Annotated in this window: 12 protein-coding genes; 4 read left to right on the forward strand and 8 right to left on the reverse strand. The window is 42.8% G+C overall.

All coding sequences use genetic code 11. The features are described 5' to 3' along the window. Positions 1 to 59: 59 nt before the first annotated feature. A complete protein-coding gene (locus MHI15_RS27190; protein ID WP_076281000.1) occupies positions 60 to 1,001 on the forward strand; it encodes a MerR family transcriptional regulator in 942 nt (313 codons plus the stop codon). A gap of 108 nt (positions 1,002 to 1,109) precedes the next feature. Here the strand turns inward: MHI15_RS27190 and MHI15_RS27195 are convergent, their stop codons facing one another. After that, a complete protein-coding gene (locus MHI15_RS27195) occupies positions 1,110 to 1,571 on the reverse strand; it encodes a DUF2798 domain-containing protein (protein WP_076218537.1) in 462 nt (153 codons plus the stop codon). A 135-nt stretch (positions 1,572 to 1,706) separates the two neighbouring features. Between MHI15_RS27195 and MHI15_RS27200 the strand changes: the two genes are divergently transcribed. Continuing rightward, the gene (locus MHI15_RS27200; RefSeq protein ID WP_038569750.1) at positions 1,707 to 2,123 is read left to right on the forward strand and encodes a MarR family winged helix-turn-helix transcriptional regulator; all 417 of its coding nucleotides are present in this window, start codon (positions 1,707 to 1,709) and stop codon (positions 2,121 to 2,123) included. Between the two features lie 76 nt (positions 2,124 to 2,199). Here the strand turns inward: MHI15_RS27200 and MHI15_RS27205 are convergent, their stop codons facing one another. The 5 genes from MHI15_RS27205 to MHI15_RS27225 form a co-directional block, all read right to left on the reverse strand. Next, a complete protein-coding gene (locus MHI15_RS27205) occupies positions 2,200 to 4,137 on the reverse strand; it encodes an FAD-dependent oxidoreductase (RefSeq protein ID WP_340975523.1) in 1,938 nt (645 codons plus the stop codon). A 200-nt stretch (positions 4,138 to 4,337) separates the two neighbouring features. Then, the gene (locus MHI15_RS27210; RefSeq protein ID WP_341165119.1) at positions 4,338 to 5,147 is read right to left on the reverse strand and encodes a MerR family transcriptional regulator; all 810 of its coding nucleotides are present in this window, start codon (positions 5,145 to 5,147) and stop codon (positions 4,338 to 4,340) included. A gap of 110 nt (positions 5,148 to 5,257) precedes the next feature. After that, positions 5,258 to 6,301, reverse strand: coding sequence for a YeiH family protein (locus MHI15_RS27215; RefSeq protein ID WP_341165120.1), 1,044 nt, complete (start codon positions 6,299 to 6,301; stop codon positions 5,258 to 5,260). Between the two features lie 218 nt (positions 6,302 to 6,519). Next, positions 6,520 to 8,424, reverse strand: coding sequence for an ATP-dependent DNA helicase (locus tag MHI15_RS27220; RefSeq protein ID WP_370510779.1), 1,905 nt, complete (start codon positions 8,422 to 8,424; stop codon positions 6,520 to 6,522). 177 nt (positions 8,425 to 8,601) lie between these two features. After that, entirely contained in the window at positions 8,602 to 9,450 is an 849-nt protein-coding gene (locus MHI15_RS27225) for an SDR family NAD(P)-dependent oxidoreductase (protein WP_076278600.1), read from the reverse strand. A 176-nt stretch (positions 9,451 to 9,626) separates the two neighbouring features. Here MHI15_RS27225 and MHI15_RS27230 point away from each other — a divergent pair, with 176 nt between their 5' ends. Together MHI15_RS27230 and MHI15_RS27235 are read left to right on the forward strand one after the other, a co-directional pair. Then, entirely contained in the window at positions 9,627 to 10,091 is a 465-nt protein-coding gene (locus MHI15_RS27230; protein WP_341165121.1) for a MerR family transcriptional regulator, read from the forward strand. Positions 10,092 to 10,109: 18 nt separating this feature from the next. Beyond that, positions 10,110 to 11,108: an NADP-dependent oxidoreductase gene (locus MHI15_RS27235; protein WP_076191243.1), complete on the forward strand. Its 999-nt coding sequence runs from the start codon at positions 10,110 to 10,112 to the stop codon at positions 11,106 to 11,108. Between the two features lie 88 nt (positions 11,109 to 11,196). On the opposite strand, the gene MHI15_RS27240 is transcribed toward MHI15_RS27235, so the two are convergent. Together MHI15_RS27240 and MHI15_RS27245 are read right to left on the reverse strand one after the other, a co-directional pair. Further along, on the reverse strand, positions 11,197 to 12,153 hold the full coding sequence (locus MHI15_RS27240; protein WP_076218533.1) for a pectinesterase family protein: 957 nt from the start codon (positions 12,151 to 12,153) through the stop codon (positions 11,197 to 11,199). Between the two features lie 39 nt (positions 12,154 to 12,192). Then, positions 12,193 to 13,554: a glycoside hydrolase family 28 protein gene (locus MHI15_RS27245; protein ID WP_339190406.1), complete on the reverse strand. Its 1,362-nt coding sequence runs from the start codon at positions 13,552 to 13,554 to the stop codon at positions 12,193 to 12,195. Between the last annotated feature and the right edge of the window lie 12 nt (positions 13,555 to 13,566).

Here is a 13,566-nt window from a genome sequence, read left to right on the forward strand (position 1 = left end):
TTAAATGCTAAAATAATCCACATAAGGCGCCTTATCAAACTATGAAATGGGAGTTGTCTATGAGCGGATTTGTTACCATTGATAAGCTTTCTGCGCAATTCGGACTGACGAGTCGGACTCTGCGTCACTGGGAAGCTCAAGGATTGTATGAAAGTAAGCGGGATAGCAGCTCTGGCTGGCGGATTTATGATGAAAAAGCGATACTCGCCATTCGGGTTACCTCATTATTAAGAAAGCTGGATATTAGCATCAAGGATATTGGAACCGTGCTTAAAAATATGTCCGTTCAGTCCATGTACGAAGCGCTCAGCCAGCAAGCGGCTTCTATTCACAATCAAAAAACAGAACTAACAAATAGAGAAGGTGAAATCCATCTCTTTTTACAGTGGATATCCGCCCATCTCGAGGAACCCATTACAAATCAATTATTATCTGAACTAAACGAAAAGTCATGCAGTCCATCGGATGGTATGACTGAAACTGAGGAGGTTATATCTATGCCAACTATTAATCACTCTACCCCTATTCATGTAAGATTCATTACTCTTCCAGCTATGAGATTTGCCTACAATGTTGCGGTTAGTACCTCACCAGAAGATGAATCTATGATCCCAGTTAATGAATGGCTGGAAGCTAGTCAACTATTAGGCACAGCACGGCTGTTTGGCGGCAATACGAACCCGCATCCAAGTGGTGAGAATAAACCTTACGGATATGGATTCTGTGCCTCAATTCCGGAAAATGTGATGATACCAGCTCACCTAAAGGAAATGCGCCTCGACGGCGGCCTCTATGCTTTGACAGAAAGTACTGATGATATCTACGGCTCATGGCAAGCCCTAATGGGGTATCTGGATAATCATCCTGATTATCAAGCGGATCACAATTCCAGATTATGTCTGGAGGAGCATATCCGTAACGATAGTCCCAAAGGTAGCGGAAATGAGTATGCCCTAAATCTACTCGAACCTGTAAAAAAGAGAGTTCACGCGCTTGCGTAAACGAGCGAGCCATAGATAAACGTTTCTCATCTAAAAAAAACGCTCTCTTCTGCTTATTCGGGCAGACGGAGAGCGTTTTGTTGTATATTGCTTCTATTGATTTATTCCCTACGCAGACACAGCTGGAGTAATTTTCACAAAAATAAATCGTGTAAGCGGCCCAACTAAAATGATTTGCAGTGGAAGTGCAAAAATAAAATTTTTACCTATGGCAGACAGATAAGCTCTTGGTAGTTCAGCAGAAAATCCAACATGGAGAACTGCGCCATAGAAGGACATGAACAATACCATTCCGGTCACCATAAAAAAGGATATGAACATGATTTTTTTGATCATCGGATCATTTTCTTTAACCAGCTTATGCGCGATCCCCTTCGCAACCTTGCCTACAACAAATACATCTAGAATGAGTGCAACTATAAATGCAGGCAAGTAGCCGACAATCACATCCTTAACTAACGTGCCTGACCAACCCTCCATTAGTGCTACATTGTAAATACTCATCCCCAGTACCATCAAAAAACACATGATGAACGTAAATAAAAATGCTTCTTTTTTGTTTCTTCCCATCTTCAAGCTCCTTTTATCTCTGTATTGTCAACTTGGATTACAATAACACAAATTCTCAAATCAAGTCAACCAAGTTGACAATAATCGCAAATGACTTATACTGGGATAAACGAGACATCATTTAGGAGTGTTCTAATGAATAAGCAGCTGCAAAAAATGAACCTGATTGATTTACTCAGTGAGAAGCATCTAGCTTTACGTAAAATAGTGACAGACAAAGACCCGGATCAAATCAATAAGACCGAATCCCACATTCTTGCAGTTCTTGAGGCCCGAGAAATGTTATCGATCTCAGAAATCAGTAGAATAATTCACATTTCAAGACAGGGCACGCATAAAAGCATTCAAGGCATGTTATCCCGTGGTTATGTTGAAGCCGTTGAAGTCGAAGGAAATCAGCGTGACAAAAATATTGTCCTCACTCCAAAGGGTATAGAATGCAATAACAGAATGATGATCACCAAAATTGAATTAGAGCAGCAGATCGCTGCCAAGCTGGGAGTAACAAATGTAGAGCTTCTTAAATCTTTGCTAAAAGAAGATTGGCTCTAATCTCCAGCAAAAAAAGCCGCAGAGTTGTTTACTCTGCGGCTTTAAAAAGATTGAATTATTTTCCGGGAAATTGTCGTTAATTAGCTTTCAAAGCACTGTTTGCCGCGCTCTCTCCACCTAGACGACCTGAGGTAAAGGAATAACCAATTCCGACCCCATTGCCCACATAGGTATCGTTGAATAATACGCCTTCCGATTCAAGCCCTACAGCAAACAATCCTTTTACTGGTGTACGTTTCTCATTTAGCACTTGGAACTTAGTGTTTACCAGCAAGCCACCCACAGAACCCAAGTTGTTGATTTCAGCGACGATGGCATAATACGGTCCTTCTTCGCCCATTGGCTCTAAATAATCAGCAGCTTTACCAAATTCAGTATCCACACCAGTTTTTGTAGCTTCTTTATAACTATTGTAATTTTCTACAAACACATCTACATCCATACCTGCATTTGTTGCTAATTCTTCGATTGTATTTCCTTTGAAGCCATCTCCGTTTTCTACCATAGAATCAAACACCTTTTCTGCATTTACCCATGGATTCTCTAACGTGAATTGATCTGCAAATTCGGCATAAAATTCTGGTGGCATTCCTGGCAGGCTTGGTGCGTTAACACCTTTCATCCCCTTGGACTGAAGAGCAGCCAATTGAGATTTTGATACGATAACCATATGATAAGCACCATTAAATGCACTCGTATTAGCTGCTGCGACCGATGTTAATGTAGCTGCTTCATCTCTGAAACGTGCTCCGGAAGAACCGACATTCATGAAGTTAGGCAGATACGTCAACATCAGCGGATAACTTGCTTCAAAAGGCTCATATTGTGTTTTTAGTCCTTGTGTTGCTCTGGCTAATGTTTGGTGCAGCATTTGTCCACCGAAGTTATCAGGAACCTTGGCTCCTGCTTCCCAAGCCATCTTCAGACCTTCCCCAACATTCTGACCTAGTCCTCCGTTAACCCCTTCAAAACCAAAAGCTTCTTTAACCATTTCCGAATTTGCGGCATAACCGCCTGTTGCCATTACGACACTTTTGGCTGTGATTTCAAGAGTAGTCCCGTCCGATTTCTCAGCCACAATACCTGTAACTTCTCCTGCTTCATTGGTAATCAGCTTTTTGGCAGTGGTTTCGGTGATCACTTGTCCACCTTTTTGTTCAACCGATTCAGCCAACATTTTCCGAAGGGTCTCTTCCCGGGTTTCATAAGCTGGCAGTACATGCAGCTGCTCTCCGAAGAAGTTTAGGAAGCTGGTTTTATACCCTTTTTCTGCTAACCAATCATAAGTTTCGCCGGATTTCGTTACGTATTGTCTAATCGCTGCAGCGTCAACTCTCCAGTGATTGTTGACAATCCAATCGGCAATTTCTTTTTCCACATTTACTTTAAGATTATTGTCAGTAGCTGCGGAAGAATTATAGAACTTACCGGCCCAGGATAGATTACTTGCTCCCCCGATAACTCCTGTTTTTTCGATAATAATAACCTTGGCACCTTTATCAGCAGCGGTTACCGCTGCGGACACACCAGATGCACCGGCGCCTACTACCACTACGTCTGATTCAAGCCTTTCCGTTTTACCTTCACCTGTTTTTTGCACGCCACCGGCTTTGAGGACTTCCAGATTTCCTCCACCTTTGGTTACGGCATCTTCAACTGCCGCGAGCATTGCTTCACTGGAAAGACTCGCACCACTAACAGCATCTACTGCCAAGGTTTGTCCTTCCAGAATTTGATCTTTTATTTTTTCAAGTGCATTATCGCCTAGACCACCCGTTTCTGACTGGCTTACGATCTTAATATCTTTAATTTTATCTGGCTCATCCATAGTGACTTCTACTTTAATCACGCCCTCTTTGCCTTCCGCTTCCCCTGCGAATGTACCGGCTTTAAAAGATGATGATGACGAATTTGCCGACTCCCCATTTCCTTTGCATCCGCTCAGCATGGAAACGATCAGCACCATACAAAAAGTTAACATGAGCATTTTCTTGGTGAAATTTCTGTTGCGCATTCTCTTCTCCCCCAGTATCTAATATCTTATAGCTCGCCAAGAACGTGATATTTTTCACATTCATATCTATACATATCTACCGAACGTTGCCAAGCTATATACCGAAGTATAAACATTGGTGCAGCACCAAGGTCAATGTCCAATTTTTGTCCAAAAAGAAAAAACACCCGCTCTTAGAGCAGGTGTTTATAAAAATAAACTTATACAATTGGAATATTCACTTCCAAATATGAGCGGTTATTGCCTTCTATTTTTTCAGTAAGCATTAATTTACCCACCACATCACCCGCTATGGTATAACCATTTGCTTCGATGTAATCTATCATAAACTGCAAAGATTTCTTCGTGATATAATGTCCATCCGTAGATAACATGATAGCAGAGATACAGGTACTCGGGCTAATATACTCTACATATTCATCGATATCCATTGCAAATTTCTGCACTTCCTCCTCGGGTAAGGTAAGCCCCCAGCTATAGTCAAAGTTATTATCACCGGATAACGCCCCCGCGTCCTCAATCTTAAAAGAATAAAACGCATAAGGAAGCCTATCCATCCAAGTGTTGACGAGGCTTTTTACGATATCATTTTTTAATAATGCATTTTTATCCGTTTGCTTAAGCCTGTACATGCCTGGCAGTTGTTTAAGTTTACATATATATAATGAGGACTCTATTTCCTTAAGCTCTTTATGAATTTCATTCATCTTGTTTAGCAGCATCGTCTTTTGCTTAATCTCTTCTTCTAAACTCTGCTGAGACTGCTGCATCAATCCCATAACTTGCTCAATAGAGGAATCCTTCATCAGAAGTGCCACTTCGGGCAATGGAATTTCCATACTGCGATACCATCTGCTCATTAACAGATCCCTTGCATCTAAATCATTAAAATATCTATAATTATTGCTGTTATCTTTTGTAGGCCTAACAATATCATGTTTCTCGTATAATCTCAGCGTATCCGCAGTTACCCCGAGAATGGAAGCAAATTCACCTATGCAATACTTCACTTGAAGTCCCTCCATTCATTTCATGCATATCCTACCACACTAAATGATAAAGAGAAGGATGCTGTTTGGATATGAAGTAACTCATTTCATACTCAGGGTGTACATGCTAACTACGCTAGCGCAAGTAAGTGAACTAACATAAATCCAACTAAAGATAACATAACCGAACCTATAAGTCCCGCAGCAAAAGACTTCATTCCAAGCCGTCTAAATGCCGCCAAATCAACGTTTAATCCAAGCCCTGCCATCGCCATAGCGATTAACATATAAGTAATCGTAACGATCCCATTGGCTACTGATGCGGAGACGATTCCTAACGAATTCACACCACTGACAACTAAAAATCCTAGAATAAACCAAGGGATTGGAATGCTTTTCCACGAAGCTTTAGCCGCTCCACCTTGCACTTTTCTTTCTTCACGATTGGACCAAATCCCAATTAAAATAGCCACCGGCACAAGTAAAGCCACCCGGGTCAATTTAACGATGACCGCCATATCAACGGCAGCATTTCCACCAGCATCCGCAGCCGCGATAACGTGAGCAATTTCATGTAAAGTCGCTCCTGAGAATACCCCATAACCTAAATCTGATAAGCCGAGAAAAGGATATAAAAATGTGTACAGCAGTGTAAATATTGTGCCTAATATAGCTACTATAGCTGCACCAATAGCAGTTTCGTCATCTTTGGCTTTTATCTGTGGAGCGATGGCAACCACAGCTGCCGCACCGCAAATCGCAGTTCCGCAGGCAGTTAAGATACTGAGGCGCTTATCTACTTTGAACAGTCGAGCCAGTCCGTATACAACGGAGATCGCAAATATAATGACGATGACTGCCAAAAGAAATACCCGAGGTCCTGCCGCAACGATATCCTTTAGATTAAGCCGCATACCGAGCAAGATAATCCCAAGACGAAGCAGTTTTTTACTGGAAAAATCGGTGCCATGTGTGATGCTATTTGGCACTCCTATCGTAGCTCGCCAAATAATCCCGATTAAGATGGCAATGACCAATTGCCCCATAATAGATAGGAATGGAAAACCCGCTAAAAATTTTGCCAATAATGCGATAACTAAGGTTAGCCCTATCCCTAATGCAAACCCAACCTTTTTGTTGTGATCTGGTTGATACAAACCTTCTGATTGACCCATGTCGTATACACTCCTTGATGAATCTCTAGATGATGCTGTATAAATACATCCCATGACTCAACAATAATACGACACCGCCCGGAAGTTAAATACCAATATCCTATCCGTAAGATTAGGAATACTTATGCTTAATTTTAGACAAAAAAGCTCCTTCGCGTGAAACATAAATGCCGTAGCATCTGCCTCACCAAAGGAGCAATTATAATCGTTAGTGATATTTAAGCTTCCAGCTTCTGTAGTCGAGTCCCTTTTGGAAGTACAGAAGTTATATATTCGTGTACCGGATGTTGCCCTTCCTCTTCCGCAAGTACAGTTACAATTCCTTGATCTGTACCGGTTCGAATCAGCCGCCCCATCCCTTGTTTGAGTCTTAACAGCATGTAAGGCAAATCCACATCTTCAAAGGGAGTGGAGGTTTCCGCCCGTTTTGCCATAAACACTGGATCAAGCGGAGGATACGGCAGCGACCATATGATCACATTAGATAATGAAGGTCCAGGGATGTCTAGCCCCTCCCATAAGGTGACCGCACATAACACGCTATGCTCATCCCGTTGGAACGCCGAAATCAAATAGCTGATTTCTTGATCCCCTTCATATAAAAATGAATATGAACTGCTTTCCGGTCGTAATGAGTTAAGCTGCTTGAATTGCAGAAGCTCTTCACGAGTACGGAACAGTAGCAGCGCTCTACCTTCAGTCCGCTGAATAAGCTTCAGGGAAATTTCCATTTTCTCAGCAAAATCCCCACTCTGAAGCTCTGGCACATAGACATTCATCTGGTGCTCATAGTCATAAGGTGAGTCTACAGAGAAGGATAAAAAATCTTGTATCCCAAGACTGTCCTTCAAGTATTGGAATGATTTATCCACAGACAATGTAGCCGATGAGAATACGATTGGCATTTTTTGCGTGAACAGGCTGTCTTGAAGTACCTCTTTGACATTTCGTGGCATGACCGACAGCGTTAGACCATCGCTTTCTTCTGTCGCCCAGCAGATTAGAGCCCCTGAATCCTCAAACAATCGCAAAGCGATCTCTATGGTCTCCAAACGTTCCTCCACAATTCGCAGTTGGTATTCATCAATCGTGTAGAGTCCGCTCTCGAATACTAATTCTTCTTCGATAGCAGCAATTACACTCCGCATCCGGTGTACCTCACGAATCAATGAAGCATTCAGCGCAATGCTTTTCCGATCTGATCCCGGTATGTTTCGGCATTGACGGCGAATCGCTTTGAACATTTGCTCACTTTGCATGATCGCTTCATCAATCAGAACCGCCAGCGTTTCACGGATTTCATTCTGTAGCAGGCGAGAAATCAATTCTTCAAAGACGACATGCTTCATCTTATAGCCAAGCGCCTTCATGGCCGCTGATTCTAATAAATGTCCTTCATCGAAAACAACCGCACAGTGATCCGGAAGCAAAGGGATTTGCCCTTCCCGCTTACGCGCTTCATAGGTCCAAATATGCTCCATGTAATAATCGTGGGAACAAATGATCAGATCACTTGATTTCCGGTAATGATCACGGGACAAGGTCTGCCCGCAGCGGTGACGCATATCGCAAGTAAAGCAGTCCTGAAACGTATCCCAGTTAATCTTGTTCCATTGTTCGTCATTCAGATCAGGGTAATCTCTGCGGTCTCCATAAGCATGGAATTGCTGCATCGGTGCATGTGAATGTACAAAATCAGGTAATGTACTGTACAAGCTCTCCAGTGGTAAGCTTTCATCATCATGGTTCCGAGCCTGATCCAGCTTTTTCAGACACATATATTTATCCGGAGATTTCGCTAGTCTAGCATCAATATTCATGTTCAGATGCTTCGCAAGCTTGGCGATATCGCCTTCCGGTTTCACAAGCTGCTCAATCAAGGACTCGTCCGCACATGCAATAATCGCAGGTTTGCCCATATAACGCGCGTAACAAATGCTATACAACAAATACACTAATGTCTTGCCTGTTCCGACCCCTGCCTCAGCAAAAATCGTCTTTTTCTCGGCAAAAGCCCGCTCTACCTGAAAGGCCATGTATATCTGTTCATCACGTACTTCAAATCCAGCCTCAGGAAGAATTTCATAGAATACATCTCCGACCCATTCCCCTACTTGCTCCATAAAAGGTTTGGTCCGATCATATTCAAAAGGATACTGTTTCGCCAACAAGCCTACCTCCAATATTTGATCAGGCATCTCTACCATGCCATGAAAAATAGAATCAACGGAAAAACTCTATTATCTCATACGTTTGGAGGAATTACAAAAAATAATTAGAGACAACTAAAGATCTGATTATTAACGAAGATACTCATTTTCGTAAATATCATTAATCCTTTCCAAAACATTCCGGGCTTGATCCTTAAATTTCAAATCCGCAACCTGGCCTTTCCGAAGAAATACCCCCGTCTCCCCACGGTGTTCTCCCAGAGCACCCTCATACAATTGGTCGGCGCCGTGGGTAGGCGGAGAGAAAAACAGCTTCATCAACGGTTTAACTATTAGAGGCAGTCCAGAATTTTTTCCTTTTCGCAGCGTGTTATTGCTACCCGGATCAACACTGCGAATCATGATGCCCTCATTAGCAAGCTGCGGCGCAGCGGCCTGTGTCCATAACGATAATGCCAGCTTTGAGGTGGCGTAAGGACCAAGCAGCTTGCGGAAGGTGGTGGGACGCTCCAGGATTTCAATCGTAAACTCTTTCGTAAACTTAAGCGCGGAGGATGAGGTGTTGATCACCGTTTTTAAGCGTCCTTTTTGTAGGCTATCCTTCAATTCCATTAAAATAATATACGGCACAATGGTCATCAACTCATAGTGCTTTTCGCGCCCCTGTGTCGAATAGCTCAGTTCAGGGAAGCTCCCGCCGGCATTGTTGAACAAAATATCGATCCGCTGCTCCTTGCCTTTGATCTCTTCCAGTGTCCCTCTCAAGCTGGCAAAATCCGCGAGATCGGTTGTTTTATAAATACGAAGCCAGCCGTTTTTGATGGCTTTTTGGATGTTCACATCATCGGCTGGAAAACCGGAACGGTTCAAAGCAACCACCTGCCAATCCTCCGCTAGCAATTTTCGAGTTAATTCCAATCCAATCCCGGCGTTAGCGCCTGTAATCAATGCGATATTTTCACGTTGCTGTGTGCTCATTGTAAATCTCCTCCTGAATTCGGGATATCTTCTTCTTATAACGCACATTTTATTAATTGGAGTCGACTCCAAGTCAAGGCGTAATAAAAAGATTTTGTCCCAGAGATAAGGTCTTGACTTGGAGTCAGCTCCAAGTTGTATAATGCACACACAAAGCAATCTCCAGGAGGTACAGTATGAAGGCAGAGCAAACGTTTACGATAAAAGAAACCGCCGTGCAAACCGGAATATCCGAGGATACGATCCGCTATTACGAAAAGATCGCGCTGCTTCCCCGGGCAGACCGGAAGGACAACGGGCATCGCGTTTACCGGCAGGAAGACATAGATACAATCCTGCTGCTATCCTGCCTCAAGAAAACAGGCATGCCCTTGCAGGAAATGCAGCCATTTTTGGCGGTCTCCGCCGACGCTGATCCCGCGGATTATCCTGAACTGGTGGAGCATTTAAGAAACCATCGAGAAAACATCGTCAGCCAAATCTCCTCGCTGCAGCAGGTTGTCGATTTTATTGATATGAAGCTGGAACAAGGGAAATATCGCCGAGACTGCTCAGATAAAAGCGAGGACCAATCGAAATCAAAAAACATCTCCCCTGTTGAGATGAGTTATTTTTCTGGATCAGCAAAAATGAATAATTAATGAATTGGAGTTTTTAGGATGAAAGCAATGATCATAAAAAAATACGGGAATTCCCCTCTTCAACTAGCCGATATCCCAACACCCGCAGTGGGTGATTACGATGTATTGGCAGAGATCCACGCAGCAAGTATTAATCCTATCGATTTCAAAGTGCGGGATGGCAAAGTACGTACGCTGTTGAAATACAACATGCCCCTAGTTTTAGGAAATGATTTTTCAGGGATTGTCATCCAAGTAGGAAAGAATGTTAAAAAATTCAAGATAGGTGATGAGATTTACGGACGGCCCAGAAAAGATAGAATTGGAACCTTCGCAGAATATATCTCCGTACATGAAGAGGATATAGCTCTCAAACCTCACAATCTTTCCTTTGAGGAAGCTGCATCCATCCCATTAGTCGGGCTTACTTCTTATCAAGCATTACATGATATATTACAGCTAACGGCAGGACAAAAGGTATTGATTCAAGCGGGAGCGGGCGGTGTTGGCACCTTTGCTATCCAACTTGCCAAAGCGATGGGGATATACGTGGCTACTACTACAAGCGATGCTGGAGCAGAATTGGTCAAGTCACTTGGAGCCGATCAAATTATCAATTATAAAACCGAAGCATTTGATAAGATTTCACAAAATTATGATGGAGTATTCGATACCATTGGCGGTGAAACATTAGAAAAAGCTTTTAAAACAGTCAAACAGGGAGGACAAATTGTATCGGTTTCAGGGTTGCCTAATGCACGCTTCGGAAAAGAGTATGGAGCTGGGTTCATAAAAACTAATATTTTTCGCTTGATTACCCGGAAGCTGAGTAAATTAGAGGCAAAGTACAAGGTTAAATACAGCTTTCTGTTCATGAAACCAAGTGGCAGTCAATTAGAAATCATTTCAGAGCTTATTGAATCCGGACAAATAAAACCTGTTATTGATCAAGTGTTTCCTTTTGTAGAGGCGCAGAAAGCGATGGAGTATTCCGAATCGGGCAGAGCTAAAGGAAAGATCATATTAAAAATAAAGTGATACAACACATAAATAAAACGGCAGTCTAAGACTTTATGCTTCTGTCTAGACTACCGTTTTTTATTTGTGTACGCATTAATTAAAGTATCTATTTCCAAAAATCCGTTCCAGCAAAAACAAACTCTTTATCCAGCGTCTCGTCGCCATCTTCAAAGCAATCTGCCCAAGACACACGTTGCTTACTCAAGAGAATTGCATCCTTCACGCCATATTCCTGATAACTAACGGTTTGTTCATTAGCGGTGTTGTCCCAGTTATCCCAGCCAAGTGGATGAATATGTGCACCCAACTGGCAATCTACAAATACGGTTTTAGCATACTCACGCCATGGACGGCCCAGAAACACCGGAGCAATATCAGGAGCTGCTGTTAAAAAGCAATTTTTAAAAATATAACCATACGATTGTCCCTCAGGTGTGGAGGCAGCCGTAATATAACCTGCTTGATTCTCACTATGACACAAGCTGCGAATTTCACATCTGTCAAAATATGCTGTAGCCCCACCAAATATAAAGTCCACTGTTCCCTCTATATAGCAATGCTGATACAACTGCCGATATTGGGCATGGTGTTCTCTCAGTGGTATACCTCCAAACGTAGATCGCTCTTTGGGTGCAGGTGGCAAAGGTCCCGTGAACAACGTGTCCTGATACCCTTTTAAAGTACAATTTCTGAATACGGTTTGATCACAATTAGCATACACAGCTACGGCCTGCCCGATATTTTCACCCTGCCCTGCATTATTGGTAATCACCAGATTCTCCAAGACCAGATGGCTCCCGCCCAGAAATAACGTTGGTGTAGAGAATGTATTGATTTCTTCGCCCGCTTCATCACGCTCTTTCGCGTAACGATTCATAACAATCTCCACGTAGCCAATCCCTATGATCGTAAGATTAGAACGATAAATCCGCACTGCCTCTTTATAGACCCCTGACAAAATATAAAGCGTATCCGCTTGACCGGATGGCCCCTGCTCTAGTGAATCTATCGCCTCTTGAATCGTGTGATAAGCGCAAAAGGATTCTTTTCCTACAACAAGCATAGTGGATTCTTTTCCTCTCAATAAATTGATGACTCTCTCTTATGGACTGACATTCTGTTCTTCAGGTGACACTGTAGCTTGTTCTACTAATTTTTCCGGCTTCTTCGTGTTTTTTGATCGACAATTTATGATCTCTACAGCTTCTCCATTTTCAATGTAAAAAGCAGGCCCTTCATGGTTCTCAATCGTCACCTGATGAAATTGAATATCTCTTGCATTCCCGAGGAAAAATCCGCGATTATTCATGTTTTCAATCCCTGTCATCATGTCTGGATGGCCGGGAATTGCATTCTTCGCCATGGAGATGTCCACATTGGTAAACGTAATCTCGGATACATACTGCTCGGCAAGCCCGTATAAGAAACCCGCTGCGGCATGAACATTACGTGCGGTAATATTGGCAAAATGAATGCGTCTAAAACACGGCGTTTCCTCTGTAATCGGATAAGGATTTTTATCCCACACATATTTTTCTTTCCCGCGTGGTCCACAGAAATAATATAGATTTAGAGTAAACGGACAAATAACATCCTCCATTACAATATTGCTGATCCGAATATCTTCAATCGTTCCCCCGCGTCCCCGTCTTGATTTCATCCGGATTCCACGATCGGTTTGTTTAAACACACAATTACTAATCGTGACATTACGAATATCTCCACTCATTTCACTACCGAGTACGACACCCCCGTGTCCATGTACCATAGTGCAGTTGGTGATCGTGATATTCTCACAAGGAACTCGTTCTTTGGTGTCCTCAGTTCCTGCCTTGATCGCAATGCAGTCATCACCGACATCAATATTGCAATTGCTAATTCGCACATTGGTGCAAGACTCTGGATTAATGCCATCTGTATTCGGAGAGTCGGCCGGGTTCAGAATGGAAATATTATCAATAGTCACATTGTAACAGCCTATCGGATTAACGGTCCAGCTTGGAGAATTGACCAGCGCGATATCTTTAAGGGTTACCCGCTGACAGCTGTCCAAGCCGATTAGAGTCGGCCGGGGATACTGCAGCTCTTCCCGGCGGTTCCGAAACTTCTCCCACCAGAGTTCACCATTTCCGTTAATCATTCCGCTGCCAGTGATTGATACATTAACTAACTCTCTTCCATAAATACAAGGTGAATGAACCTGCTGCTTCACTCCTTCCCATCTGCATTCCACTGCAGGGTAATCCTCCGGGTTCGTACTGAATGAAAGAATGGCACCAGGATTTAAATTCAATTCGATATTGCTTTTCATATGAATTGCACCGGTTAAGAACGTACCAGCCGGTACATAAACGGTTCCTCCACCGGCTTTATTTGCCGCTTCAATCGCACGCGTTATCGCTTCCGTCGCTAACTTTTTACTATTCTTAAGCGCTCCAAAATCCTCAATATTGTAGATCAACATTCATATCCCCCC

The sequence above is a fragment of the Paenibacillus sp. FSL H7-0918 genome (genome assembly GCF_038007025.1).
In the GTDB taxonomy this organism is placed as follows: domain Bacteria; phylum Bacillota; class Bacilli; order Paenibacillales; family Paenibacillaceae; genus Paenibacillus_AQ; species Paenibacillus_AQ odorifer.

Excerpts from the sequence above, each read along its gene's own strand:
- MHI15_RS27200 (WP_038569750.1), top strand. The coding sequence starts at position 1,707 with ATGAATAAGCAGCTGCAAAAAATGAACCTGATTGATTTACTCAGTGAG.
- MHI15_RS27220 (WP_370510779.1), bottom strand. The coding sequence starts at position 8,424 with ATGGAGCAAGTAGGGGAATGGGTCGGAGATGTATTCTATGAAATTCTT.
- MHI15_RS27235 (WP_076191243.1), top strand. The coding sequence starts at position 10,110 with ATGAAAGCAATGATCATAAAAAAATACGGGAATTCCCCTCTTCAACTA.
- MHI15_RS27215 (WP_341165120.1), bottom strand. The coding sequence starts at position 6,301 with ATGGGTCAATCAGAAGGTTTGTATCAACCAGATCACAACAAAAAGGTT.
- MHI15_RS27225 (WP_076278600.1), bottom strand. The coding sequence starts at position 9,450 with ATGAGCACACAGCAACGTGAAAATATCGCATTGATTACAGGCGCTAAC.
- MHI15_RS27205 (WP_340975523.1), bottom strand. The coding sequence starts at position 4,137 with ATGCGCAACAGAAATTTCACCAAGAAAATGCTCATGTTAACTTTTTGT.
- MHI15_RS27195 (WP_076218537.1), bottom strand. The coding sequence starts at position 1,571 with ATGGGAAGAAACAAAAAAGAAGCATTTTTATTTACGTTCATCATGTGT.
- MHI15_RS27190 (WP_076281000.1), top strand. The coding sequence starts at position 60 with ATGAGCGGATTTGTTACCATTGATAAGCTTTCTGCGCAATTCGGACTG.
- MHI15_RS27230 (WP_341165121.1), top strand. The coding sequence starts at position 9,627 with ATGAAGGCAGAGCAAACGTTTACGATAAAAGAAACCGCCGTGCAAACC.
- MHI15_RS27245 (WP_339190406.1), bottom strand. The coding sequence starts at position 13,554 with ATGTTGATCTACAATATTGAGGATTTTGGAGCGCTTAAGAATAGTAAA.
- MHI15_RS27240 (WP_076218533.1), bottom strand. The coding sequence starts at position 12,153 with ATGCTTGTTGTAGGAAAAGAATCCTTTTGCGCTTATCACACGATTCAA.